The sequence below is a fragment of the Bacillus atrophaeus genome (assembly GCF_001584335.1).
Lineage (GTDB): Bacteria > Bacillota > Bacilli > Bacillales > Bacillaceae > Bacillus > Bacillus atrophaeus.
The window spans coordinates 179249-205603 of sequence record NZ_LSBB01000020.1 but is presented as its reverse complement, the minus strand read 5'-3'; the positions used below and the strand labels follow the sequence as shown (position 1 = coordinate 205603).

24 protein-coding genes are annotated in these 26355 nt (G+C 46.6%); 12 read left to right on the top strand and 12 right to left on the bottom strand.

Annotation, left to right across the window (positions count from 1 at the left end):
- Positions 1 to 14: 14 nt before the first annotated feature.
- The 4 genes from gerPC to AXI57_RS14600 are packed head-to-tail and all read left to right on the top strand — an operon-like array spanning position 15 to position 1464.
- Positions 15 to 635 (top strand): spore germination protein GerPC, encoded by a 621-nt coding sequence (gerPC, locus tag AXI57_RS14615; RefSeq protein ID WP_061670478.1) that lies wholly within the window; start codon positions 15 to 17, stop codon positions 633 to 635.
- On the top strand, positions 632 to 808 hold the full coding sequence (locus AXI57_RS14610) for a hypothetical protein (RefSeq protein WP_061670477.1): 177 nt from the start codon (positions 632 to 634) through the stop codon (positions 806 to 808). The genes gerPC and AXI57_RS14610 overlap by 4 nt, the downstream gene beginning before the upstream one ends.
- Before the next feature lie 2 nt (positions 809 to 810).
- Positions 811 to 1206, top strand: coding sequence for a spore germination protein GerPE (locus tag AXI57_RS14605; RefSeq protein ID WP_003327675.1), 396 nt, complete (start codon positions 811 to 813; stop codon positions 1204 to 1206).
- Positions 1207 to 1245: 39 nt separating this feature from the next.
- Positions 1246 to 1464, top strand: coding sequence for a spore germination protein (locus AXI57_RS14600; RefSeq protein ID WP_003327676.1), 219 nt, complete (start codon positions 1246 to 1248; stop codon positions 1462 to 1464).
- A 36-nt stretch (positions 1465 to 1500) separates the two neighbouring features.
- Here AXI57_RS14600 and AXI57_RS14595 read toward each other — a convergent pair whose 3' ends face one another.
- The 5 genes from AXI57_RS14595 to addB all read right to left on the bottom strand — a co-directional run bounded on the left by AXI57_RS14595 (position 1501) and on the right by addB (position 13655).
- The gene (locus tag AXI57_RS14595) at positions 1501 to 1803 is read right to left on the bottom strand and encodes a hypothetical protein (RefSeq protein ID WP_061670476.1); all 303 of its coding nucleotides are present in this window, start codon (positions 1801 to 1803) and stop codon (positions 1501 to 1503) included.
- A gap of 16 nt (positions 1804 to 1819) precedes the next feature.
- Positions 1820 to 5218: an exonuclease subunit SbcC gene (gene sbcC, locus AXI57_RS14590; protein WP_061670475.1), complete on the bottom strand. Its 3399-nt coding sequence runs from the start codon at positions 5216 to 5218 to the stop codon at positions 1820 to 1822.
- A complete protein-coding gene (gene sbcD / locus AXI57_RS14585) occupies positions 5215 to 6393 on the bottom strand; it encodes an exonuclease subunit SbcD (protein ID WP_061670474.1) in 1179 nt (392 codons plus the stop codon). Before sbcD ends, sbcC begins: the two co-directional genes overlap by 4 nt.
- Positions 6394 to 6463: 70 nt before the next feature.
- A complete protein-coding gene (gene addA, locus AXI57_RS14580) occupies positions 6464 to 10168 on the bottom strand; it encodes a helicase-exonuclease AddAB subunit AddA (RefSeq protein ID WP_061670473.1) in 3705 nt (1234 codons plus the stop codon).
- Positions 10155 to 13655: a helicase-exonuclease AddAB subunit AddB gene (addB, locus tag AXI57_RS14575; protein WP_061670472.1), complete on the bottom strand. Its 3501-nt coding sequence runs from the start codon at positions 13653 to 13655 to the stop codon at positions 10155 to 10157. Before addB ends, addA begins: the two co-directional genes overlap by 14 nt.
- 205 nt (positions 13656 to 13860) lie before the next feature.
- Here addB and AXI57_RS14570 point away from each other — a divergent pair, with 205 nt between their 5' ends.
- The 3 genes from AXI57_RS14570 (at position 13861) to AXI57_RS14560 (ending at position 16100) form a co-directional block, all read left to right on the top strand.
- Positions 13861 to 14298, top strand: a complete 438-nt coding sequence (locus AXI57_RS14570; RefSeq protein WP_061670471.1) for a ferritin family protein — start codon at positions 13861 to 13863, stop codon at positions 14296 to 14298.
- A gap of 96 nt (positions 14299 to 14394) precedes the next feature.
- Positions 14395 to 14718 carry a four-helix bundle copper-binding protein gene (locus AXI57_RS14565; RefSeq protein ID WP_061670470.1) on the top strand — a complete coding sequence of 108 codons (324 nt, stop codon included), beginning with the start codon at positions 14395 to 14397 and terminating at the stop codon, positions 14716 to 14718.
- A gap of 233 nt (positions 14719 to 14951) precedes the next feature.
- Positions 14952 to 16100, top strand: a complete 1149-nt coding sequence (locus tag AXI57_RS14560; protein WP_061670469.1) for an AbrB family transcriptional regulator — start codon at positions 14952 to 14954, stop codon at positions 16098 to 16100.
- Between the two features lie 59 nt (positions 16101 to 16159).
- Here AXI57_RS14560 and AXI57_RS14555 read toward each other — a convergent pair whose 3' ends face one another.
- From AXI57_RS14555 to AXI57_RS14540, 4 genes are all read right to left on the bottom strand, one after another.
- Complete coding sequence (locus AXI57_RS14555; protein ID WP_061670468.1) at positions 16160 to 16690, bottom strand: MarR family transcriptional regulator; 531 nt, start codon at positions 16688 to 16690, stop codon at positions 16160 to 16162.
- 83 nt (positions 16691 to 16773) lie between these two features.
- A complete protein-coding gene (locus AXI57_RS14550) occupies positions 16774 to 18261 on the bottom strand; it encodes a monooxygenase (protein WP_061670467.1) in 1488 nt (495 codons plus the stop codon).
- 202 nt (positions 18262 to 18463) lie between these two features.
- Complete coding sequence (gene lepB / locus AXI57_RS14545) at positions 18464 to 18964, bottom strand: signal peptidase I (RefSeq protein ID WP_003327688.1); 501 nt, start codon at positions 18962 to 18964, stop codon at positions 18464 to 18466.
- A gap of 2 nt (positions 18965 to 18966) precedes the next feature.
- On the bottom strand, positions 18967 to 19590 hold the full coding sequence (locus AXI57_RS14540; RefSeq protein ID WP_061670466.1) for a TVP38/TMEM64 family protein: 624 nt from the start codon (positions 19588 to 19590) through the stop codon (positions 18967 to 18969).
- Positions 19591 to 19744: 154 nt separating this feature from the next.
- Here AXI57_RS14540 and AXI57_RS14535 point away from each other — a divergent pair, with 154 nt between their 5' ends.
- From AXI57_RS14535 to AXI57_RS14525, 3 genes are all read left to right on the top strand, one after another.
- Positions 19745 to 20110, top strand: coding sequence for a YhjD family protein (locus AXI57_RS14535; protein WP_003327690.1), 366 nt, complete (start codon positions 19745 to 19747; stop codon positions 20108 to 20110).
- Positions 20111 to 20237: 127 nt separating this feature from the next.
- Positions 20238 to 20438 carry a DUF3311 domain-containing protein gene (locus AXI57_RS14530; protein WP_003327692.1) on the top strand — a complete coding sequence of 67 codons (201 nt, stop codon included), beginning with the start codon at positions 20238 to 20240 and terminating at the stop codon, positions 20436 to 20438.
- A complete protein-coding gene (locus AXI57_RS14525; protein WP_003327693.1) occupies positions 20435 to 21922 on the top strand; it encodes a sodium:solute symporter family protein in 1488 nt (495 codons plus the stop codon). Before AXI57_RS14530 ends, AXI57_RS14525 begins: the two co-directional genes overlap by 4 nt.
- A gap of 27 nt (positions 21923 to 21949) precedes the next feature.
- Here AXI57_RS14525 and AXI57_RS14520 read toward each other — a convergent pair whose 3' ends face one another.
- A complete protein-coding gene (locus AXI57_RS14520) occupies positions 21950 to 22222 on the bottom strand; it encodes an excalibur calcium-binding domain-containing protein (protein WP_003327694.1) in 273 nt (90 codons plus the stop codon).
- 217 nt (positions 22223 to 22439) lie between these two features.
- A complete protein-coding gene (locus AXI57_RS14515) occupies positions 22440 to 23015 on the bottom strand; it encodes a competence protein ComK (RefSeq protein ID WP_010788160.1) in 576 nt (191 codons plus the stop codon).
- 326 nt (positions 23016 to 23341) lie between these two features.
- On the opposite strand from AXI57_RS14515, the gene AXI57_RS14510 reads away from it, so the two are divergent.
- Complete coding sequence (locus tag AXI57_RS14510) at positions 23342 to 23575, top strand: IDEAL domain-containing protein (RefSeq protein ID WP_003327696.1); 234 nt, start codon at positions 23342 to 23344, stop codon at positions 23573 to 23575.
- Positions 23576 to 23605: 30 nt separating this feature from the next.
- Here the strand turns inward: AXI57_RS14510 and AXI57_RS14505 are convergent, their stop codons facing one another.
- Positions 23606 to 24463 carry an SDR family oxidoreductase gene (locus AXI57_RS14505; protein ID WP_061670465.1) on the bottom strand — a complete coding sequence of 286 codons (858 nt, stop codon included), beginning with the start codon at positions 24461 to 24463 and terminating at the stop codon, positions 23606 to 23608.
- Positions 24464 to 24536: 73 nt separating this feature from the next.
- Here AXI57_RS14505 and AXI57_RS14500 point away from each other — a divergent pair, with 73 nt between their 5' ends.
- Entirely contained in the window at positions 24537 to 26129 is a 1593-nt protein-coding gene (locus AXI57_RS14500) for an FAD-dependent oxidoreductase (protein WP_371845796.1), read from the top strand.
- Positions 26130 to 26355 lie beyond the last annotated feature (226 nt).

Sequence of the window (26355 nt, the reverse complement as noted above, 5' to 3'; positions counted from 1 at the left end):
GGTGTGAATAAAACATGTATGATCAATCGGTTTCATCATACTTACAAAATTTAAATTCCTTTGTTCAGCAGCAGGCTGTGAAGATCCAGCAGCTTGAAAGGGAACTTAAAGAAATCCAATCCTCAATGGAGAACATGAAACAGCGGCCTGCCACCAATATTGAGCGTGTTGAATATAAATTCGACCAGTTGAAAATCGAACGGCTGGAGGGCACGCTGAATATCGGCTTAAACCCGACAGATCCGGAAGGTGTCCAGAATTTCGAGGTGAGCCAAACGCCTCCGGGCATCGGAATCATGCAGCAAGAGCAATCTGCACAGCTTATGCAGCAAATCCGGCAAAACGTCGATATGTACCTGTCAGAGGAGATTCCATCGATATTAGAGCAGCTTGAGAATCAGTATGAAAGCAGGCTGGACGACACAAACAGGCATCATATTATTGAAGATATCAGAAAACAAATGGACAGCCGGATTCGATACTATGTATCTCATATAAAAAAAGAAGAGAATATGCCGCCTGCACAATACGCAGAGCAGATTGCAGAGCATGTGAAGCGCGATATCATCCGGGCTATTGAACACTTTATTGAACATATTCCCCCGGAAATGAAAGGTGATGATCAATCCTCATGATGTTTACAGTCGTCAATCGAAAGCTTGAAATCGGAGATATTCGGACCGCCGGGGTGTCCAGTTCTTCTTTATTTATTATCGGGGATACGGACTCTATTTATTTGTCTTCTATTTTCGATACACCGCCGGAATCACTTATTATCGGACAATTAGTTCCGCTGGCGCCTGAATAATAATGCTTAAACGATTATCACACCTCAGGTTTGCAAAAATAAACTCGATCGGGATCTCAAGTGTTTTTCAAGCCGGCGATACAAATGAAATTGATATGAATGTAAAAGTTTTCGCCGTACAACGGTATATCCCTTTGTATGAGGCAAAGGAAGGCTCCTTTAACAGAGACGAATATCAAATATTTCAGCAGCCTGCAGTGAAGCCTCTTCCGGAAACCGGTATACAGAGCGCCTTTTGTCATGAAGTCCCCTCAATTCGTGTCCGCAGCGTGAACATACAAGGGGTGTCTTCTTCCTCTGTTTTTCATATTGGGTCTGCTTCGGCGGTGTGCGGCGATGCGAGAGTCAAACATATCCGAGAGATTCCGTTCTCAAACTCACAATCGTCCCAGAGCTGACATATAATGCTCTTGAGACTTCTATAGAGGGTGTCGTTTATGCCAGCAATTGTCGGGCCTATAGCTATCAATTCCATATCGGGCGGAGTCGTAAACTTTGGTGATTCCTTTTACCTTTCTCCTAAGAGTTCCTCAAAATCTGCGCTCGGTTCGGGAGCAGGAAATACAGGAGATTTCCTTATTTTAAACAACGCAGTAAACGCAACAAACTATATAGACCCCGATGTCAGCGATCAGGATATGGTTGGAAATGGATAAAAAGCAGCCACTCTGCCAAGAGGAGGCTGCTTTTTGCTATCGTTTCTTTTTTCGTTCATTTGCTTTTCTTGTTTTAACCAGCTTGGATGCCGGCTGTTTTCTGATCCACTTCACAAATTTTGCAAGCTGCGGATCACGCCGAAGCTCTTCAATGCCTGACAGCCTGGCCGCAAGCTCCTGATTCGTGTATAAGGCATGGATCTGCTTATGGCAAGGAATACAAAGCATCGCGGTCAGCAGGAAGGTGCCGCCTTCTTCCTTCGGTGTCAGGTGGTGTTCTGTCAGCAGGACATTCTGCCGGCCGCACAGTTCACAATGTCCGACAGTCTGTTTAGGCACAGCGCAAAGCCCCCCTTTACATCAATTCAAGCGACACCTGTGTTCCCCTTCCGCTCGGTTCAGCTGGATGAACGATGAGTTTTTTCGGAAGCCGCGAACGCAGTTCCTGCACATGGCTGATCACGCCGACTGACAGGTTGTCCGACTGAAGCTTCTCCAAAGCGGTAACGACCGTATCCAGCAAGTCTTGGTCCAGTGTGCCAAATCCTTCATCAAGGAAGAAAAATTGCAGCGGATACTCTCCTCGAAGCTGGATTTGTGCAGACAGCGCAAGTGCGAGTGAAAGCGAGGTAAGAAAGGTTTCCCCTCCCGACAAGCTCGAAACGGGACGCTTGACCCCTCCGTTTGCATCGTCACGCATCACAAAACCGCCTTCTGAATCGACTTCTATTGCATACCGCTGCCGCGTCAGCACGCCAAGCCGCGCGGATGCGTCTCTTGCGACGCTTTCGAGCTGTTCCTCCGCTAAAAATTCGACAAAGGTATTTCCTTTAAATACAGATTGCAGCTTATCCAGCCTGTCAATGTGTGTCTGCCATTTTTTCAGTTCGGCTTCAATTTCTTTAAAGCGTTTGTGATGATCACGCATCACAGCAAGAGCTTTGCCGGCCGCGCCCCTTTCTTCCATGGCGGCGCCAAACATGTCCTCGGCTTCTTTAAGCGCTGCGACAGTTTCATTCCATTCGTTTTCGGTGACACGTCTTCCGTCCAGTTTATCGGTGACACGCTTTAAGTTTGCTGCGTTTTGTTTCGTTTTATCCATATATTGGTCAATTTCATTTTTCATGTTCTCAAGCTCGTCTGACGGAATCAAGCTTCGTTCTATTTGTTCCGGCTGATCGAAAGAGGTATCTTTGGCGTATGTCAGCCATACGGTCTCCGCTTTGGACAGCCTTTCTTTCGCTTCTTGGTGTGAGAGCTCGCTTCCGTTTGCCCTCCCCTTTGCCTGATTGAGCGTCATCTGGGCATTTTTCAAGCTTTCATAAAGGATATGTTCTTTCTCTTTTAAAAGCTGTAATTCCTGTTCGACGGCTCGGAGATTCGTTTGCACCGATTGTTCTTTTACATGCTCGCCCAGCTCTTTTTGGTACTCTAGAATGGCGCCGCTGATGCGTTCGGTCTCATAGTGAAGCTCCAGCCGTTCCCGTTCGAGTCCATGGATAAGATCCTGAAGTCTCTCTTTTTCCGATTCATGCTCCTTTAAAAACGCAATGCTTCGCTCAATTCTGTTCTCACATTCCTCGGCAGCGCGATCTTTTTCCTCGATGGCCTGCTGCCAAGTTTCCACTTGATCCGGATGCAGGTCTTTGCATGTTTCCGAGAATGTTTTTTGCTGGTTGTGCAAAGAGGTTTGGAGTTCATCTAATGCCTGGCTGATGCGGGCGCCCTCTTTTTCCTCGTAGCTGATTCGCTCATTGAGCTGTTCTGCCTGTCTTAACGCCTCTTGATATGCGCCGATCATTCGGGTGATCTGCGTCTTGACAGACAATATATCCTGTTTTATTTGTTTCCATTCTATGGTAACGGCATGGAATGCTTCTGTAAGCGGGCTGTCTTCATGAGAAGCAGCAGGCTCAAGGGTTTGGGTTTGGTTTTGAACTGTCTGTAAAAACGGGCATTCCTCGATGAAACGCGCCGATTGCTCCTCAAGTGTGATTTTCGCAGAAAGAATATCCTGCGCAAGGACCGCTGCGTCTGTTATTAGAGCTTCTGTCTGAGCGATGCTTTCCTCAATATTTGCAGCAGGTATATAGGTTTCATGTGCCGATGCGGCCGGGTCATGCTGAGTTGAACCGCAAACTGGGCAAGGCTTTCCGTTGATAAGCTTTTCCGATAATTCTTTCGTTAACGCTGCCGTCCGCGCTTCCTCACGCTGGGTGTGAAGCATTTTTTGCGTCTGTCTCGCGCGTTCGGCCGTTCGAGCCAGTGACCGTTCTGTCTCGCACACCATATCATATACAGCCTGTACCGTCTGATAGGCTTGAATGATATTTTCTTCCTCTGCTTTGGCTTTTAGCGCGAGCTTCTCTTTTTCTGAATTCATGTCATGCAAGGTGCGAGTTACCGCGTGATTGCGCGCGTTTTCTTTTTCGATCAGGCCTTCTGTCTGCTTCATGTGTAAGACAAGTTCGGCCGCTTTCTGGCAGTTCTTTCGTTCTTGGGCAGTCACCTGCACGGCTTTCAGCTGTTCTTTTAGTTCAGCCTGTCTGTTTTGTCCGCGTGCGAGCCGGTCTTTTACCGTTTCTGCTTCCTTGACGGCGGCTTGGCAGGATTCTTCCTTTTTCTTAAGCTCCGCTTTTGTTCGTTCTGCCTCCTGCTTCGCCTCTGTCAGTTTGATTTCGATTTTTTGAAGCCGTATGAGCTGCTCCTGCCGCTTGACAAGCTCGGGTTCTTTTTCGCTTTTGTGCCGGCGCCAGTCTTCGTACTCTTTATTCTTTTGGTCAAATGAGCTGCTGCTCTTCGTGAATTCCTCATTCGCAAGCGCTTTTTCACGGGCGGTGTCTTTTTCGTGCCGGATGGCTTCTATATATCCTTCCGCATAAGGCTTTAAGGCGGCGGCGGTTTCCCCTTCTGAAAGCCGGGTGCGCATAGCGTCTACACGCGGCTGTTCCTCTTGAAGACGCTTTTGTTCCTCCTCATAAACCCCTTTTTCCTTTTGAAGATTCCAGATATCCTGATGCTCTGTATACCGCTCTTTTTCTTGCTCTCTTTTCTTCCTCATACCTTCAAGGCGCTCTTCGGCCTCATGAAGCGCCTGTTCAGCTTGCTCAAGCGCTTCAGCCCCGGCTTCTCCAAGCCCAGACTGCTCGGCAAGCATTTCATTTTTTTTCGAATTGGCTTCCTGCACCTGGCGTCTCAGTTTTTTTACGAGCCTGTCGCCGTACTGCTCAAGGTTGAATAAGCGCTGAAGCATATGCCGGCGTTCTGCGCCTTTTAGAGAAAGGAATTCCGCAAACTTTCCTTGCGGCAGAACGACCGCCCGGGTGAAATCGTCGATTGTCAATCCAAGAAGTTCCTCGACCTTTTTATTCACTTCATTCGCTTTGTCGGCGAGGACGGTTTGTTCATCCTTTATCTCGATAAAACGGCAGAGAGCTGTTTTCACCTTTGTCTCATCTGTTCTTTTGAAGACACGCTCTACTTTGTACGAGGTTTGATGATTTGATTGGAGCGCGAAGGTAAAGGAGACGGAAAGCTGGTCTTCCGCGTGGTTTAAAATGCCGTGCGTATTATTCGCCGCCCGCTCGACCTTCCCGTAAAGAGCAAGTGTCATCGCATCGAGAATCGAGGATTTTCCGCTTCCCGTCGGTCCGAAAATGCCGAAAACCCCGGCGCCTGAAAGACCGTCAAAATCAATGGTCTGCTCCTCTCTAAAGCTGTGGAGCCCTTTTATCGTTAATGCGATCGGCTTCATCTTGCTTCCTCCTCATCATCCGCTCCTGATGCAAGCTCTAAAAACAGCTTCACCATTTCCTCATCCGGCACAGCGCCGCCTGTCTGTTTTTCATAAAATTTCTTAAACCGGTCTTCAATAGATGCATGTTCAATTTCAATTGGCTCGGCTGCCATGTCTTTCTCTTCGAAAATCGGACGGATATGAATAAATCCGGGATGTGATTTTCGCAAACGGTGGATTTCCTCCAGTGATAGCTGATCAGTCACTCGTATTTCAAGATCAATCCAAGCGTTGGTATCACGCCCTTCTTCCAGCCAGCTATAGACCTCGCTCAGCCCGTTTGCCGCTTTCCACTTCACAAGTGGTTTGCCGCTTGATAAGAAAATCTCTTTCCAAGAAGCTTTCCCGGCCGGACCGGCTTCCACGACAGTCACCGATTTGGCGTAGCCCGCTTCAGAAAAGCTGTATGCAAGCGGTGATCCTGAATAACGCGCCAGCGTCTTTGCCCGCTTAATCGTCTGCGGACGGTGAAGATGGCCGAGCGCCACATAAGCCGCGTCTGCCGGAAGGCTTTCAGCCGCAACCGTATAAGCTCCGCCCACTTCAATCGGCCGTTCAGAATCCGTCTGATTGCCGCCGGCAACGTACAGATGGCTTGCCGCTATTTTGACAGCGCCTTTTTGGCATTGCCTGCTCATATGTTCAAACGCCTGTCTGATTTTGATGTCATAATGATCACGGAGAAGTTTTTCCTCAAAGGTATCAGACAGAACTTCGTTTAATCTCGCTTCTGACGGATAAGCAAGCGCCGCAACAGCTAAAAGCTCATCCGCTGACGGCACTTCGATATGAACCGGCTCTGTCTTCGGATAGCCGATCAAATGGATGCCGTGCTCTGTCGTCAGCGGTGAAGCGGCTGACAAACGGTCTGGATTATCATGGTTTCCGGCAATCACAACAACCGGGCGTTTTCCGCGGTCTGAAAGAGCGGAAAGACTTTCATAAAACAGCTGCTCGGCAAGGGCCGGCGGATTTACCGTGTCAAACGCGTCACCCGCCATGACTACCGCGTCAATTTTTTCTTCTTTTACAATCTTGTTCAGCTCTTCTAAAAATTCCGCCTGCTCATTTAGGCGGCTTCTTCCTTCAAGTGTTTTTCCCAAATGCCAATCAGCCGTATGTAAAATCCGCAAAAGGCCTCACCTCTCTTTTTATAGAAAAAGAGATCCGCTCCCATTGGAAACAGGGAGCTAATGGATCTCGTTATACGTTCAAAACGTGTCCTCCGTCGAAGAAGTAGAGTGCACGTCCCTTCACATTGGTTTTCGTTATTTGTTCTACAGCTTTTGTGTATAGCTCGATTTGAGTTTCGTATCGTTTTTTAAGAATAGGAGCCGCCCCCTCAAATCCGTGCTGGAATTTCCCTTCGATTCGGTCCGTTTTGTAATCCAGCAAGAAAAGCCCTTCATCGGTCTCATACAGACAGTCAATAATTCCTTGCACCAATATAGGCTCATCTTTAGATTCAGTGTCCAGAAACGCATCTTGTGCTGAAAGCGCCATGCTAAACGGCACTTCGCGGTTAATCCATTTTGCGCCGATCAGCTTTTCGCCGATTTCAGTATGGAAAAATTGCACGATTTCCTCTAGGTCAATAACGGCTTGCTGGTCTTCGGTGAGCAGCTCTTTTTCATAAAGACGTTTGACAATACGTTCCGCTTCCTCTTTTGACGGCGCATGTGTCAGCGGGATATGCTGCATAACGGTGTGCATCGCCGTTCCTTTTTCAGCCGCAGTCAGCCCTTTTTTCATCATAAACGCAGGGCGCCTGTACAACATGTTTCCGTCAGCCGGTCTGATGAGAGAGCGGCCGCTGTATTCGTCCTCGTATTCTTTCTTTCTCTTGATCTCGGAAACAGACTGCTTCGTGCGAATTTTTGTCACGTCGTGATAAGGGTATCGCCATGACAGGCGTCGCCGCGCTTGTTCTTCGAATTCAAACGAACCGGACACAGGCTCACCGCGGCGGATGGCGTCAAGACGGCTGCTCTTTTCCTCTTGTCTTTCTTCCAGATCATCATCCAATAAATCTTGGGCGCTGACCATTTGGATGTTAAACCGGGCAGGGTGTTCTGATATGTCAGCTTGACTCGCAAGCCCTTGTAAAGCATCTGTCCCCATGTCTCTGTGACGAATCAATGCGGGACCGATGAAATCCAAATACGTTTTTGCCTGATACCGCTCAAAATCCGGGAGAAGCCAGTCTGGCTGAGACGCTGAAGCCTGCCATTTCGCCAGCTGCTTCTCACGATTCTTGCAGGAACCGACAAGAAACAGCTTTTCCTTCGCTCTTGTTAAAGCCACGTATAGCACACGCAGCTCTTCTGACAGCAGCTCCCGGCGCATTTTTTTCTTCATGGCGATGAGCGGAAGTGTCGGATAGCTAATACGCCATTCGGGGTGAATAAACTTTGTGCCGAAACCAAGCTCTTTGTCCAGCAGATATGATTTATTCAAATCCATCATATTAAAATTCCGTCCAAGTCCCGCAGCGAATACGACAGGGAATTCAAGCCCCTTGCTGCTGTGAATCGTCATCAGGCGGACCACGTCCTCCTGCTCGCTGAGCGCTCTCGCTGTCCCGAGGTCATCGCCCCGTTCCTGCATACGTTCAATAAACCGCAAGAAACGAAATAAACCGCGAAATGCCGTCGATTCATACTGGCGTGCCCGGTCATAGAGAACGCGCAAATTGGCCTGCCGCTGTTTTCCGCCCGGCATACCGCCGACATAGTCCATATATTTGCTGTCACGATAAACTTCCCATATCAGCTCGGAAACTGAATGGTTTTTAGAAAAAGAGCGCCATTTTTGCAAAAGCTCAAAAAACGTGTGCAGCTTTTGATATAGCTCGTCATTTCGGTCCCCGCCTGAAAGATAGTCCTTCATCGCTTCATAGAAAGGCGCTTTTTTATTATGCATCCGAATCAGTGAAAGCTCATTTTCATCCGCGCCGACAATCGGCGAGCGCAACACGGAAGCGAGAGGAATATCTTGGTACGGATTATCAATTACTTTTAAAGCGGAAATCGCAACAGACACCTCGACCGCTTCAAAATAGCCTGATGTCAAATTGGCATAGACGGGTATGCCTTGAGCTTTCAGCTCTTCCATGATTTGCGGCGCCCACGGCATGGAACGCAGTAAAATCACGATATCGCGGTAGCGGATATTGCTGTGTGTTTTCGATTTTCCATCATAGACTTTGTAAGGAGAGGATACGAGCTTTCGAATCTGCTTTGCAATCGCTTTTGCTTCAAGCTGAACGGTTTCGAGCTCTTCTGTTTCTTCACTCGCCTCTTTTTCCTCCGCTCTGTCAATCAGCAACAGCTCCGTTTCAGTCTGGTCATTCGGAGGGTAAGAGGCTCCTAGCTTCAATTCCGCCTGCTCATCATAATCAACCTCGCCGACCTTGCCGCCCATGAGCTGCTTAAACAGAAAGTTCGTGCTGTCTAAAATATCCGCCCGGCTTCGAAAGTTTTTGTTCAAATCAATCTTCCGGCCTGTCCCCTCTCCCGTTTCGGTAAATCGTTTATATTTAGAAAGGAAAAGAAGCGGTTCGGCAAGCCTGAATCGGTAGATGGACTGTTTGACATCCCCTACCATAAACAAGTTTCCTGAAGCTTCAGGCCCGCTTGTGACAAGCTGCAGTATGGCTTCCTGCACAAGATTTGTATCTTGATATTCGTCAACCAGCACCTCTTGGAACTGCTCTTGATAGTAAGCCGCCGCCTCACTCGGCTTGCGCTCCCCCGACTCATTCACGGCTGTCAGGATAGACAAGCAGTAATGCTCCAAGTCAGAGAAATCAATAATTGATTTCTCTTGTTTGGCGGCTTCAAACCGTTTTCCGTAGCTGATGACAAGCTGGACGAGCGTTTCAATCACAGGCTTCATATCCGACAGGCTTTTCAGATGCTGCTCGGGGCTTCTTGTGAAATAGTCCGTTTTTAGTTTTTCCAGCAGTTTTTTCGCGCCGTTCCGTAAATCCGTCGCTTCTTCTGTGAGCGCCTGGTCAAATTCATCTCCTTTGACCGCTTTGGCACGCTTAAAGGAGACTGCGGGAACCCGCTTGTATAATTCAGTGAAATCCGCCGAATGTGCGATCAGATCCTCTGTCTGTGCAAGATCATCCAGAAAATTATCAGCGCGCGGCGCAGGGCCGCCCGGCACTTTTGTCAGCTCAAGCGCCCGCTGAAGCTTTTCTTTCACAGCACTCAGCACCATCGCAATGTCTTCTTTCATATATGGATAAAACGGCAGTTCTTCAATCGTGCTTTTTTCTGAGGCATCGTAAAGATGAACGAAACCTTCCAGCCACGTTTTTGGATCGGGATGGGAACGGGAAAACTCATACACCCGTTTCACGAGGTGCTGAAGGTCTAAGTCGTGCCGGTCTGTCGTATACCGGTCCACCAGTTCGAAAAACGCTTTTTCCCCCTTCGCGTATTCGTCTTCAAACAGTTCATCAAGGACCTCGTCCCCGAGCAGCTCGCCTTCTGTCTGATCAGCAATCCGAAAGCCCGGATCAAGATCAATGAGATAATAATATTTTCTGAGCACCTGCAAGCAGAATGAATGAAGGGTTGAAATGCTGGCCCGGTTCAACAGAGACAGCTGCCGCCTGATATGAAGAGAGCCGGGACGTTTCACGAGCTCTTTCTCCAAAGCCTCCGCGATCCGGTGCTTCATTTCAGCCGCAGAGGCGTTCGTAAATGTCACGACCAAAAGACGGTCCACATCTATCGGATTTTCCTCCGCGGTAATTTTTCGGATCATTCTCTCAACAAGCACAGCGGTTTTTCCAGATCCAGCGGCCGCTGCAACGAGAATATCCTGTCCGGATGAGACAATGGCGTTCCACTGGTCATCTGTCCAGGTGCTGTCTGCCGGTTTAGGAATTTGCATCGCCATCTCCCTCCTTTTTCAGCCAATCTAATATGGTATGATCCTTTTCCGCTTTCAGCGTGCGATATTCGTTTTCTTCCAATGATTCATCGAACTGGCATACTGATTTGAATGAGCAGTATGTGCAGGGTGTTTTATCTTTCAGCTTATACGGCTCAATCGACACACACCCGTCGGTGATTTGTTCGCCGGCCTCCTGAAAGGTCCGCCGCACGTGCTGTGTCAGCAGATAAAATTCCTCTTCTCCGACCGCCGCTGAATCAGACCTTAATGAACCGTCTTTTTTAAGCCCGGCATTAATGATATTTGACCTTCCCTCTTGGAGCGTCGTATCCATTAATCGAATCGCTTCCTGATCGCCGAGCAGCAGGCCTTTCATCTTAAATTTCTTAAAAATTTCCTGTTCTATTTCATCAAGCCCGAGCGGAACGCTGGCTTGAATCATCGGGTCATGAATATGGAAATAAAGAACGCCGGCCGGTGTAGCCTTCATGCCGAGCCAATCTGCCGAATACGTAATGGATAAATCAAGGTACGTGAGCATTTGCAGGGCAAGGCCGTAATATACCTCTGACAAATCAAGACCCTTGTCGCTGGATTTATAATCCACTATTCTCAGCAGCAGCCCTTTTGAACTTTCCGCTTTATCTACGCGGTCAATGCGTCCGACAAGCTCCATCGTGCAGCCGTTTTTTAATGTGAATGTAAGAGGCGGCAGCGGGCCTTTTCCGCCAAAACCAAGCTCAAGCCCAACCGGTGCAAACCCGCTCGCCTTCGCATGCTCGCTTAAAATGCCGGACACGCGCGCCACAATTTTTTGCAGCTTTTCCTTGACATAATAATGTCTGTTTGAGCTAAGCAGAATTTCTTTTTGGAGCTTCGGCGCGAGCCGCTCCACCGCCTCGTAAGAGAACTTGTTACATTGGTCTTTTGTTAAATCGCGCCAATCCAGCTTTTGTTCACGAAGCCTGTCTGAAATCAGCTTCAGACTGGAATGGAACAGCTGTCCGATATCCGGCGCTTCCAGCTTAAAAAATTGCCGTTCTTTCAGATGTAAGCCGTGGGACGCAAAATGGGAGAACGGACAAGCGTTAAAGGTCTCCATTCTGGACACACTTCCATGAATATGCTCGCCGTACAGCTGTCTCGATACAGTGCGTTCAAGCGGTTTGACTTCATTTCTGAAAAACAGGCTGGAGAAAAGTTTTTTCGAGTTCAGCCTGTCCTGTTCACTCATCAATACATTATACGCGCTCCACCATACATCACTGATGTCATACTCCTTTAACCACAACCTGAATTGGCTTGCCGTATACGATTGCGCCACGCTTTTATTGACGAGATACAAGAGCTGTTCGCAGTCGCTGACCTGTTCCGGTTCATTTGTCAAAAGCCTTTCCTTATGCTCCGGAAACAGTTCTGTAAGCCGTTTAACCACAATTGACGGCAAAAGCGTTTTACCTTCGGCGTCTGCGATCGGATAGGATACATACAGCCGGTCAGACGGACTGGAAAGCGCCATATATATGAGAAAGTGCTCATCAAGCAGACGTTCGCGCCCGCCGGATGACAGCTCGACTCCAATGGTTTTCAGCCATTCCCGGTCGTCATCAGACAGCACCCCGTCATCCTCAGGCCGGGCCGGAAGTACGCCGTCGTTCGCACCGATAACAAAGGTGCAGCGTGTTCCGTACATTCTCGATAAATCCATATTGCCGACAAAGACTTGATCGAGTGCAGGCGGAATCAGAGCGAACTTTAACGATTCCGCACCCGTCTCCATCATTTGCTGAAAAAGAGACAGAGAAATTTCGTCTTCGCCCATCATTTCCACAAATTCCTCGAGAAGCTGTATGACAGCGTCCCAAGCCTGATTATGCTGCTGCGCTTCGATAATTCTCCCGTCCTCTTCCGCGCGCTGTCTTTCTTGGTCCAGCTTTAACGGAATATCCGTTTCTTCTAAATAAAGATAAAGAGCCTCCGCCATGTCTTGGACCGTCTTTGCTTGTTTCATCCGTTTTTGAAGACGGAAAAGCGGCGGAACAATCCAGTCTCTTGTGTCATTCAGCATGTTTTCCATTTCAATCTCTTGATCTGTCTGCGCAAAATCATCATCCAGTGAAACAAACCGCCTGTAAACAAAACGGTCGCCTCTCGTCCATCGGTCGCCTTTAATTCCGTAAGCAATACAATAGTTTTCCAGTTGATCGACCTGCTCCCTTATGATGTTCTTCGGACGGTCAAGCGGGAATAACAGTTCGGTTTTCACACAGCGAAACACCGCTTCATATCTCCAATTTCCCTTTATGACATCAAGGCTTGAACGGATAAACTCAACAAGCGGATGGTTCAGCATGGATGCCTTTCCATCTATAAAGTAAGGAATTTCATAATCTGCAAATATTTCTTTGACCATATCCTTATAATCTTCCGGCTGGCGGGCGAGAATTGCCATATCCTTGTAGCGTAATCCCTTATCTCTTACAAGAGCATGAATTTCACGGGCAATTCCTTCCAGCTCTGTCCGCCTGTTCGCAGCCTGCATCACAGTGAAGGCTTCTTGCTTTTCCAAAAACGGAACAGCAGGGCGCGCGTCATACATTGCTTCTAGATGGGCAAGCTCCGGAGTTTGCTGATATCGTTTCGTCTCGGTCAGTTCTCTGTTTGTGATGTCCAAATGAAGCTCCGAAGCTGCTTGATGGAGCTGATAATATGTTTTGCCTGTCATTCTGAACAGATCCAGCTCATCAGGCGCCTGCACATGGGACGGCTTGTCCGCCGTCAGTGAAAACGTCACATGCTCAGCCTGTGCCATAAGCTGCGTAAGCACTCTGAATTCCTGCGGAGTAAACTGATAAAAGCCGTCTACATAGACATGCGCCCCTTTCAAATCTTCCGCATACGGGACCTGTTCCGCCAGCAGCGTTAAATAATCCTCTGAATGAAGATACTGGTTTTCAAGGCTCTTTTCCATTTGCTGATATAAAATATACAAATCATGCAGCTTATCGGTTAACACCCGCTCGCCGCGATAGTCTGTGGCAGTTCCGCTTTCAATCATGCGGCGGATATCTTCAGGCTCAAGGCAGTACCGTTTAAATTCCGTCAGCATCCGTTCTACCTGTTCGGTAAACCCGCTTTTGTCACTCGCTTTTTGATAGACTTTAAACTCCTGTTTATGCTCTTCAATGAGCTTTCTCAAAAGCATTTGGATTCCCGTGCTGGTGACAAACGGCCGGTTCATTCCGCCCGTATGCTGCAGGACACGCCAGGCCAAACGTGAAAAGCTGAACACTTGAGCGCGTATCATTCCGCCTATACCAGGCGTTTTAGCAAGCTCATATTCCATTAAAAACGTCATTTGATCCGGGACTAGAAAAATGATCGGTTTCCCGAATGGATTCCGGCGCAGCTCATCTTGAATGCTGTCTATGATCAGCTTCGTTTTTCCACTCCCGGATCTGCCTACTAAAAACTCTGCTCCCAAATTAGAAGTCCCCTCTCTTGTAATCTTTCTATATTTTATCGAATGTTGACGAAAATGACCAATCTGATCTATTGGTAAAAACGGCCTTTTCATGTCCAATTCCGGGAAAAACCGCTTCCGCCTTCACATAAAACAATCAGCACATATCACTAAAGCGGTCATATACTTTAATGACAGCCCAACTCTAAGAGCAGAGGTGAATCCCTTGCATTACGGCTATTATCCATATCCGCAGCAGCATCGTGAAGATCCCGTTTTAATTAAGAATTTGGAAAAGGCCATTAACGGAGAATACAGTGCAGTTCAATATTATCGCAAACTCTCCCAATTAGCGCACCGGGAGGAAGTAAGAAAACAAATTGAGGAAATCAGAAAAGATGAACTTCGCCATCTCCGCGCCTTCTCCTCACTGTATTCATCCATTACCGGAAAACAAATCATGCCTAAACAAACGGAAGATTGTCCCGACTCATTCGCGAGAGGGCTTGACGCAGCCTTTAAGGATGAACAGAAAACCGTTGATTTTTATTTACGCACCGCGGAGGAAACCACAAACCTAAAGGCAAAAGGCACTTTTACCCGCGCTGCACGAGATGAACAAAACCATGCCGTCTGGTTTTTGTATTACATGGTAACCCTTTAGCCTATATACCCGTCTTGGGTATATATACATAAGTTTGTTTTCATTTTTATGTTTCGGAAAACGATTCAACATACAATGTTTTTAGAGGTATGTATGATGACACAACATGCAGAAGCTTGCCTTGAGACGTGCGTGAGCTGTATCGAAGCCTTTAACACCTGTTTCAGCCGCTGCCTGAAAGAGCAAGCCCATCACGACTTAAGCGAGTGTATCCGGCTGGACAGAGAATACGACATGTGCGATTTAGCTGCAAAAGCGATGCAAACAGACAGCCCGTTTATGAAGCAAATTTGCGCCCTCTGCGCCAATGTGTGTGAAGCTTGTGGCACAGAATGTCAAAAGCATGATCATAACCATTGCCAAGCGTGTGCGAAGTCTTACTTTGCCTGTGCTGACGAATGCCGCAAAATGGCGGCTTAACCACACAAGGATGGTTCTGATTCAGAACCATCCTCTGCATTTTCTCGAAGAGCCCCCTGCGTTACTCCGTTATGCTCAGCCAATCTATTCTTTTGGCTTGTCCGTTCATAAGAAAAATGAATGGCTCTCAGAAATAAATTCATATTTTATTTATCTTTAAAAATATACTATAGTAATATTAAATTCACTAACTTAATAAAACAGATGTAAGTCATTAGGAAGAAGGGTTTTCATTGAAGAAAGACAAAAATCTCCTTACAGATATTTGGTTTATCGCCATCAGTGCAGCAGGGGGGTTTATTCTTTCGTTAACCGGGATGTCAATCGGATGGATGATCGGCACGCTGCTTGTCAGCTGCTGTCTCGCCATGCTCCGCCCGTCATGGCTGATGATGGCACCCGACCAAAAAGGCATTAACAAACGCTGGCTCGCTCTCGGACAAATGATCCTCGGGATAGAGTTAGGACAAAAACTAAACTTGTCTGTCCTCTCAGTTTTAAAAGACCACTGGCTTTCAGTAGGAATTATGCTGATATTGTCCATACTTCTCGCCATGCTGTCCGGTTATGTGCTTTGGCGTTTCAGTAAAACGGATATGATGACAAGTTTTGTAGGCACGGCGCCCGGCGGACTTTCCGCTATGCCCAGCATCGCTCAGGAAGTCGGCGCAAACACCGCCATCGTAAGTCTTGTGCAAATGATGCGGGTGCTTCTCGTCGTTTTGTCCATTCCTTTTCTTGTGATCTTTTTATATGCAAAACAAGGCAGCGCAGCGGTTGATGCCCAGCATACGATTTCAAGCGCAACAGCGGAGTTAGGCCTTGGGCCGGTGCTATGGACCGGCTGTTTGGCACTCATCGCGTGGGGCGCGTGTAAAGCGGCTAAATGGCTGAAATTCCCCGCTCCGTGGCTGCTCGGCAGCATGCTCGGCGTTGCGGCCGTCCAAATCGGCGGGGCCTCTGTCACAGGACATGACATGCTCGCGTGGTGGCCTTCGCAGGCAAACCATGTGTCACAAATCTTTCTCGGCGCAACAATCGGCTCTAAAATGTACAGAAGTATGTTTGTAGGTGTGACGCGTATCCTTTTCGTCGCCTTGGTTTCGTCAATCGGTTTAATTGCAGCCATGCTGTTAAGTGCCGCTGTTGTTTCCAAGCTGACTGGAATCTCTTTGATAACGTCTGTTCTTGCTTTTGCGCCAGGCGGAATAGCTGAGATGGCAACAACTTCCGTCACCCTGCACGCGGATTCCACCTTTGTTGTGGCGGTTCAGGTGATTAGGGTGATCCTCGTCATCGCCATGCTTCCGCCGTTCTATCGGCTGCTGCACCACCTTCATGATGGAAAAAAGGAAACGGAAAGCTCCTATAACGCGAGCTGATCATGCTGATCATAACGGCAGAAAAAACACGCACAGTGGCTGCGTGTTTTTTTTCTGATTTAAAGATCTTGGATTACATGATCAATCGTATCCGACGCAGGATACCAATTTGTCACCAGATCCCGAAAAAGCCTTTCCGCAAACAAAATTTCTTCATCTGTATATCGGTCAAAAAATGAGATGAAACGCTGTTCAATTTTTTGATGATAGTATTGATGCAAGCCGTGCAGCTTCTTCCCGGCCGGTGTCAGCCGGAAATATACTTCCTTCTTATTATCACTGAGCTGTGTCCTGCGAAGAAAATCCGCTTTGAGCAGTTTTGAGCTGATGCGGGATACCGTGGCTTTTGTGGTATTCATTTTATCTGCAATAGAGGTGACATTGATCGGCTCATGCTCCCCAATACAAGACAGAACGTGAATTTCCGTCATTGTCAATTGGGGCTTTTGGCTGCTTCCATGATCCAGCTTCTTCATCTCGTCAGATAAGAATGTTTTGATAATGCTTTCCCATTTCTCCTGCTGATGAATCAGCTCAGTATATAACTCAAAAATGGCGCGTTTGGCTTGCTCTTGATTTAATTGATCCATACGTCTCTTCCATCCTTTTCATTCGTTTGTTTCTTTTACTATAACGTTTTGTTACAGATGAAACAATCGAATTCATGTTAAACTCAGCAGCCAGCCGAACACCAGCGGCTGATACCTGCTTGAATGACAGCGGAACAATCGGGATCTGATGCGTCGACCGCCCAAGCGACGTGGCCATCCGGACGTATCAATGCGGTATGGACGCCGCACCATTGTTCACGTGGTTCAGCGAAGGAAGCGAAAACGGTCTGAAACACGTCGGACCGGGATTCATGACCAGCTTCCTGCCGCAGCGACAGCAGAACATATTTCCCTGATCGCAGGAAATTGTAAAGCTGCTCGGATTTACCGTCAGGAAGGACCAGTTCTACATTCGACAGCCTCGTTCCATTGAGGACATGAGCCGGCATCTTTTGATCAGCCTTATAATACACATCAAGAGCAGATATTTGTCCCGCAATATATTGATTGACCTCAGGAAATGCCAGTATATTTGACATCATACTTCGCAAATGGAGCCCGGCCGGCGTGAAATCCAAGAGGCGTGTCTGCACTTCCGTGTTCGACAGAAGATCTTCAGCAACAGGATGCCGTTCAGCATGATAGCTGTCCAGCAGCCATGACGGCGCAGAGCCGTTGATGTCCGCCGCCAGCTTCCACCCCAGATTCATGGCATCCTGAAGGCCGACATTCAAACCTTGCCCTCCCGCAGGAAAATGGATGTGAGCCGCATCCCCCGCAAGAAATACCCTTCCGTTCCGATACTGTTTTGCCTGGCGGGCGGCATTCCCGAATCGAGACATCCACACAGAATCGGTCAGGCCAAAATCAGTTCCGCAAATACGCATGAGGTCTGCTTTCAATTCCTCTTCTGTAACAGGTACATCCTTCGGCGTCTGAGTACGATAAGGGCTGACAACCACTACCCGATAAAGCTTCGGAGAAAGAGGAACGATCATGGCTCCCCCCTGTTTTGTACAGAGGGAAAGAACGCCTGATGCCGGTGGAGAAAGCAGCTTGACATCTCCAAGCGCTGCCGTCACCGTACTGTCCGTTCCGATAAATTCAATTCCCGCCTGCTTTCGGACAATGCTTCCCGCTCCGTCAGCACCCGCGACAAACAAACTTCGCAGAGTACGCACAGTGCCATCATGCTCCCTCACGATCGTTTGAGCCATTTCTCCATTTTGGGTAACGGCCAGCGCTTCCGCTCCGCGAAAAATATCTACGCCCAAACCGCGCGCATATTCCTCCAGCAGCTGTCCAGTCATCGCCTGAGGGAGCAGCAGGGTATAATTAGTGCTTGTATCCAAACCGGAAAAATCAAGACGGGTATCGAGCATAGAAAAATGCCCTGAAGATATTTTTTTCCCTTGTGATGCAAAACGATTCAGCAATCCCCTCATCTCAAGAAGCTCAAGCGTACGGGGATGAAGCGTCAGCGCCCTGGAATGCGGGACAGGCTGCTCAAGACGCTCAATCACACATGTCTTCACGCCTGCCAAAGCAAGTTCCGAAGCAAGCATAAATCCGACCGGCCCGCCTCCGATAATGACTGTCTGGTAATCCATATTCACCACTCCTTTTTTTATTACGAGAGAAACAAAAATAAAAGAATATCATCCATGAACCTTGATTCAGACTTTTCATTTTTGTTACACGCGTAACAATTTTTATTATAATGACTCTCAGCTTGTGTATCAACACCTTTTTTCCAAATTTATCACAAAAAAAAGACGCCGGTATATTGGCGTCCTTGTTTTTTATAGAGCCTCAATCAGAAATGACTCCGACGATATCTTTATCCTTAACCGGTCCAAAATGGCGGCTGTCAAAGCTGTAAATGCGATTATCTCCAATTACAAAATATTGTCCCTTTGGCACCGCATCTTTACCAATTGCTTCCTTTAGCGTAAAATCTCCGGTCACATGGCTCCCCGCAGATACGGATTTTAGAGATTTCAAAAAAGGTTCTTTAACCTGTTTTCCATTGACATACAGCTTATCATCCCGATATTGGATAGACTCCCCTGGCAAGCCGATCACCCGTTTGATCAGCACCTTTTTTTCCGGGCCTTTAAACAGCACGATATCAAAACGGCGGATGGTTTTAAAGCGATGCGAAAATTTATTGACCATCAGCTCATTCCCTTCCTGAAAGGTCGGTTTCATACTGATGCCTTCAACTTTATAATCAATAAAAACAGCATTTTTAGCCTGAATGACCAGAACCACACACACCACACCGGCCATGAACCAAAACCGTTTTTTCAAAATTATTGTCTCCCTCCGTCGTTTTCCTGCTGACTGGCTTTCACATGTAAACGCCGTTCCACTCTCTTGCCGACATACCATAATACAACAATGACCAATACGGCAATGATTGTCCGAATAGGCTGAGTAATCAGCGCGTGGAGATCATAACCGATGAAGCTGATCATAAAAATCATAACAAGCTTCCCCGAAGCCGCCGCCAAAATAAACGGCCGCATTCCAATCCTTGATAAGCCGGCGACGACATTTACCGCTGCTGACGGCGTAAATGGGAAGCAAAGCAGAATAAACAGCGGTCCGAAGCCGCGCCTTTCCACCCACTGCATCAGCTTTCTGACTGACTGATGTCTGCGGATAAACCCGAGAATTCTCCTCTGCCCGTAACGGCGGACGATAAAAAAAACAAGCACCGCTCCGGCAGTTGATCCCAGCCAGGACAAGATAAACCCTTCCCACAATCCGAAGGAATTCGTATTCGCCACCACAAAGACGACCAAAGGCAAGAAAGGAAGAAATGCTTCAATTAAAGGAAGCAAAACAGCAATCAACGGACCAAAAGCCCTGTAGCTTTGAAATAATTCAGTTAAACGATCCTCAGTCAAATAAGAAAAAAAATGCTCCAACATTTATACTCCTCATCAGGTTTGTCTATCCTTATTCTACACATTATCGGCAAAAAACTAAAAAATTTCGGTCTTTTTTCTCAGACCTTGAAACATTTCTTATGTCGATATAGAATACAAATAAGAACAAACGTTCCCAAAGAAAGAAGGGACTTACATGCCAAACACAAAGGCAGAAGTATATGACATCATTGAAAGGGCGCTCTTTTTGCCGATGGCCATCACGATTTTAAACCGCGACCTGGACAGCATCGGAAAAAGCACACTCAAACTGAAACAGCCCTATATACAACTTATCAAACAATCATTAAAAATAGCACAAAAGGATTTGATCGGCATACGACAAGAACTGCGGAAAAGGAAGATTAAAATTCATCAGGCGGACCGGGATGATGCGTTTACGTTTTATGTATTTGCCATCAACGGGTACGAGGAAAATCACCGTTACTTCAACCCGCGGATTCGGGAGCAGGTAAGCGGATTACTGGAGCATTATTTATTTGCGGCTGAAAAAAGCAATTGACGTAAATTATTATAATTAACAGACAATTCACACTATACAAATTGAAACATTTTATTTATAATTCGAAACACGTATTATTAACCCCGTCAGCCGAACCCTTGATTTTCGACAGATAAGGAGGAGCATTATGAAACTGATTCATGTACTTGCGGCTTTACCCTTTATCGGAATTTTATTCGGGATTCAATTTGCTAACAAAGTCACTCCTTACCTTTTCGGTATGCCCTTTATTCTTGCTTACATTGTCATGTGGGCGCTCTTGACCTCTGTACTGATGACCATTGTATATGTCTTGGACAAGGAAAATAAGGAAGGTGGGACAAAATGAATGCAGCGCTGATCATTATTTTTAGTGTACTCTTATTTTGCATGTACCTTGGCATACGGGCCAAAAAAGGAAAAGATATGAACCTTGAGCAATGGACGGTCGGAGGACGCGGGTTCGGCACTATTTTTGTCTTTTTGCTTATGGCGGGAGAAATTTATACCACCTTTACATTTTTAGGCGGAAGCGGCTGGGCTTACGGCAAAGGCGGGCCGGCCTTTTATATCATCGCTTACGGTTGTTTGGCCTATATCATATCTTATTGGCTTCTACCAGCCGTCTGGACATATTCTAAAGAGCACAAGCTTATGTCACAATCCGACTTTTTCATCAAAAAATATGATAGTCCTCTGCTGGGCATCATTGTCTCCTTAGTCGGAATTGCGGCGCTGATTCCTTATCTTGTTTTACAGCTGAAAGGACTCGGGTTAATTGTATCAGAAACGTCCTACGGGCAAATCACCCCGGCTGCGGCCATTTGGATCGGAGCCGTTTCCACCACGGTTTATGTTATGGTTTCCGGCATTCACGGGTCGGCTTGGATATCGGTTGTCAAAGATATTTTAATATTGGTCGTGGCTTTGTTTCTCGGGCTTTACCTGCCCTTTCATTACTATGGCGGTTTTCAGGACATGTTCCAACAGCTCGACGCGGCAAAACCCGGCTTTCTCACCCTGCCGGAAAGCGGACAGAGCGTCTCTTGGTTCAGCTCAACCGTATTATTAACAGCACTCGGATTTTACATGTGGCCCCATACCTTCGCAGCTTCCTATTCAGCGGAAAACCCAAAAGTATTTCGGAAAAATGCCATGATTATGCCTTTATATCAGCTTGTCCTGTTATTTGTCCTTTTTGTCGGTTTTGCTGCGATTTTGCAGGTTCCGGGGTTGAAAGGTGCGGATGCGGATTTGTCTCTCTTGAGGCTGTCTCTTCAGACATTTGACCCATGGATTGTCGGGGTCATCGGAGCAGCGGGATTACTCACGGCTCTTGTGCCGGGCTCCATGATTTTAATGGCCGCCTCCACATTGTTTGCCAAAAATGTGTATCAGGCACTTGCTCCGAACACCTCTGAACAGCACGTGACAACATTGGCGAAATACACCGTGCCCGTCATCGCCCTGATTTCAGTGTACTTTACATTCAAAGGCGGAAACACCATTGTCACTCTGCTCCTGATGGGATACAGCCTTGTCACTCAACTGTTCCCGGCACTGCTTTTCAGCCTGCCGAAACACCGTTTCGTGACAAAACAAGGCGCTTTTGCCGGCATTATAACAGGAGTCGGCGCGGTCGCATATATTACGCTGACCGAAACGACAATCGGAACATTGCTGCCGTTTTTGCCTCAAATGATGAAAGATTTGAATGTAGGCATCATCGCCCTGCTGCTCAATGTTACAGTTATGATGGCTGTCAGCATGTGGACAAGGAAAACAAAGGCCGGCTCAGCCGGTCACGCATCGTATAATAAAAAAGCAATCTGACATGTTCAGATTGCTTTTTTGCCGATATTATCGTTCGCACGCGATGTAATCCTTATCACGGTCGCTCTTTTTATTAGCGTCATACAGCGCCTTTGAGACGTAAGGCTTGTACTTCGTTTTTCCGCCTTTATTCTTCACCTTAGCTGAACGGGCAACCCCGCCCTTATAATCTTTGTTCAGCGCTTTACAATTTTTATACGTCTTCACCTTTGTCTTTGCTTCTGCTGTATGATCTGCCCCGTAAGAAAAACCGAAAATCAGGCCTAAGCACAACAGAACGGCAGCTGCCTTTTTAAACATCTCATCCATCCCCCTATTTACAGTTGTTTCATAGCTAGATTTATCATAATTGAAATAATCGCCATTTACAATATAAATAGGAAGAAAGATTGAGATATCAAGCGCATCTTTTTAGCCGGCTCAAGTATGATCTTTGATCAAACTTCAGCAATCACACATCTTCAGCCGCACATTCATAATAGGATTAACGTTTTGTGGGCCTGTTCCCATTATTCCCTCAGTACCGCTCGCCCAGCTCGCGCAAAATAAAATCATAAATCATCCGCGTGCGTTCTTCCTTCGGGTACAGCATGAATTCCTGCCGTTTTGGCGCGTGTTCGACCCGGTCTTGGAATTTTGTTCTGAGCCATGCCGTGCGGTAGACCTGGTTTTCGAACGAATTGCAGGAGACCGGGAGCTCCATTGTTTTTCCATTGGAAAAGGTCACAGCTGTATCGTCGAATTCCGTGGCTTTAAATTCTTTTACATGCACGTGTGATATCCAGCCGCATTGGGGTCTTGTCGAAGAAAGTGTAGGGAATAAAAAGATATGGTTGGAAAGGTCCACCATGATCGGCGGCTTGTGAGAAATGTTAATCACTTCATAGGTTCCCGCTTTTCTTCCCGCATAACTTGAGCCAAAGTAACGGCAGCTTCGGTCGACAATTTGCAGCGGCTTCATGCTGACATAAAACGTGCAGTCCTTTTCAATGATCTTTGAGTACATTTTCCCGTTCATCGGTTCGGGCAATACGGCGATTGTTGAGCTGTTTACTTCGTAGGTGTCTAGGGGTGCGTCAGTTTTCTGACTCATGATACTTCCTCCATTTCTTTTTTTTGCAAAATTTATACTTAATAATCTATCATCAACGTAAATAAAACGACAGGATTTTTTTCGAAACAGTTCAAAATAATCTTTTAAAGGTAGTTATTAGTTCTATATTACTATTTAAAATAATATTTCTTCTTATCACCGATACTATTTTCTATCTTTCTACCCTTTAATCATTTGTTCCTCTACGCTTTTTGCAGGATATGTCGATATTTTTCCAAGTATTAGTTGTCTAAAAATTATAAAAATTTATTGATTTTTCTGACCGTAATCCATATACTTAAAAAAAGGCATTGGGGGGATTCTTTATGAAAGAGAAAAAATCGTACACTGAGCTCATGAAGTCCCGCAACACGCAAAAAACAAAAGAATTTGATGTAACGATGATGGATATTTACATTCAAATGGTGCTCGATGAATCCTTGTTTAAGCGTCGGTTGACCATGCTGACTGATAAAATCAATAAAGCGTTAGATGAAAAAGATAAAGAAGCGTTCCTTACGCTCTCTAAAGAATATGCCGCTCTCAAGCAGAGTGAATAAGCCAATCCTACATGGATTGGCTTTTTTATATTATCCGTTTACAATTGTTCCCCCGTTGACATGAATCGTCTGCCCCGTTACGTAAGTCGAGTCATCACTGGCTAAGTATAAGTAGCTTGGAGCCACTTCAACAGGCTGTCCCGGCCGTTCCATCGGCACATCTGAACCGAAGACTTCTACATCTTTAGCCGCAAAGCTTGCCGGAATGAGCGGCGTCCAAATCGGACCGGGCGCCACAGCATTTACCCTGATCCCCTGTTTGACAAGAGATTGAGAAAGCGACCTTGTGAACGTAACAATGGCTCCTTTCGTTGCTGAATAATCAATCAGCCTTTCATTTCCTTGATAGGCCGTGATGGAGGCTGTGTTAATAATCGAGCATCCTTTTTTCAGATGCGGCAATACAGCCTTTGTTAAGTAGAACATGGAGAAGATATTGGTCTGAAATGTTCTTACCAGCTGGTGGCTTGTGATTTTTTCAATACCTGTCTGCACATGCTGCTCTGCCGCGTTGTTCACCAGAATATCAATGGACGGAAACGCTTGGCTCGCCTGTCTTACGATATCATTACAAAAAGCTTCGTCTCCGACATCGCCTGCAATCAGCAGGCACTTCACGCCTTCGTTCTCTACATATTGCTTCGTCTCTTCCGCATCCTTATGTTCATTTAAATACACAATGACAACATTTGCGCCTTCCTTAGCAAATAACACAGAAACGGCGCGTCCGATTCCGCTGTCGCCTCCGGTGATAATAGCCGTTTTTCCCTCCAGCTTCTTCTCTTTTATCGGCTTATCAAACACCGGCCGCGGGTCCATGACATATTCAAAACCCGGCTGCTGGTTCTGATGCTGGGGCGGCAATGTTTTCTTTTTCTGATTCGTCAATCGTATCACTCCTTTCTCAATAAACCTTTTTATTTTATGAAAAAAGAAAGCTTTCTATCACATGATTTATTAGATGTATGAATATGAGCATAATGGAAAAATTAAGAATAACTTGCAAGGGAGGTATTATTTCGTGACTACTCAACCGTTTTCACACGACAACGCTCCGGAGTCATATTGGAGAGCATCAGCGGATGTCCCCTCTTTTCCCGAACTTCAGGAAGATACAGAAACTGATGTGACGATTATCGGCGGCGGAATAACCGGAATCACTACAGCCTATGAACTGACAAAAAGAGGCTTCCGTGTGACGCTGATTGAAGCCAATCAAGTTCTGAACGGAACAACAGCCCATACCACGGCAAAAATCACGGCCCAGCATGACTTGATATATGACGAGTTAATCAATCATATCGGCATGCCAAACGCGAGGCTCTATTATGAAGCCAACCAAAAAGCGCTTTTTTACATTAAAGATATTGTGAAGGAGAAACAGATTTCTTGCGATTTTACAGAACAGGATGCGTATATTTACGCAACGAGCGAGTCATCTGTCAAAAAAATCAGGGACGAGCACGAGGCCTATACAAAGCTTGGGATAGAGCGGGAACTTGTTAAGGAACTGCCTGTCCCCGTTGATATCAAGTTGGGGCTTGTCATGAAGCATCAGGCTCAGTTTCATCCGCTGCTTTACCTCACAGCCCTGCTTGATGACATCGTAAAGAACGGCGGGCGAATTTTTGAGCAGACAGCGGCGCTTGATATTAAAAAAGGCGTGCTGCCTGAGGTCGTAACCAAAAACAGACACGCCATTAAAAGCAAATATATTGTATGCTGTTCACACTTTCCTTTTTATGACGGCGGCGGGTTATATTCTGCCAGAATGTACTCTGACAGATCTTATATTCTTGCAGTTAAACCGAAAATCGAATACCCGGAAGGCATGTATCTGAGTATTGATCAGCCGTCAAGATCGCTCCGATATACCGAGATGAACGGAGACAAGCTTGTTCTGGTGAGCGGTGAAAGCCACAAAACCGGTCAGGGAAAAGAAATGTCAGAGCATTACGAAGCGCTGAAACAGTTCGCCGAAAACACAATCGGAATTGAAAGCATTCCGTATCACTGGTCAACCCAAGATCTTGTCAGCATTGACAAAATCCCATTCATCGGGCCGATCTCAAAAAATGAAGACAATATCCTTGTCGCCACCGGGTTTAAAAAATGGGGGATGACAAGTTCAGCCGTTGCGGCGAACATCTTGTCTGACCATATTGAAAACAAACAGAATTCATACGCAAACATCTTCACTCCGTCCCGTTTCCATCCCGATCCCGGCTTAAAAAAGATCATTTCCTACAATGCCGATGTCGCCAAGCATTTCATTAAAGGAAAGCTTGAAAAACCGGATGTGAAACCGGAGGATGTGGAAACGGGAGAAGGAAAAATCGTCACCGTAAACGGCAAAAGAGCCGGTGCATATAGAGATGAACAAGGGTGCTTGCATCTCGTTGATACGACCTGTACGCATTTAGGCTGCGAAGTTGAATGGAACGACGGCGAGCACACATGGGACTGCCCTTGCCACGGGTCCCGCTTCAAGCCAAACGGCGAGGTGGCGGAAGGCCCTGCCATTAAGCCGCTGAAACAAATAAAGAATGACTAAAACCGTTCATGCTTGCAGAACGGTTTTTCTAATTCCGCTAAAAAATCAAATAATAGGAAAATATTTTGCCCTATTACCTTCATTCATGCTCCCCGTATACCGATAAAAAAGAAAAAAGGCAAAATAGCCAAAGAGAATATGATCTGGGGGACCACACATTGTTATTTAAAAAAGACAGAAAAAAAGATACGGCTTATTTTTCAGCTTCACCTGTTCAAGAGAAAAA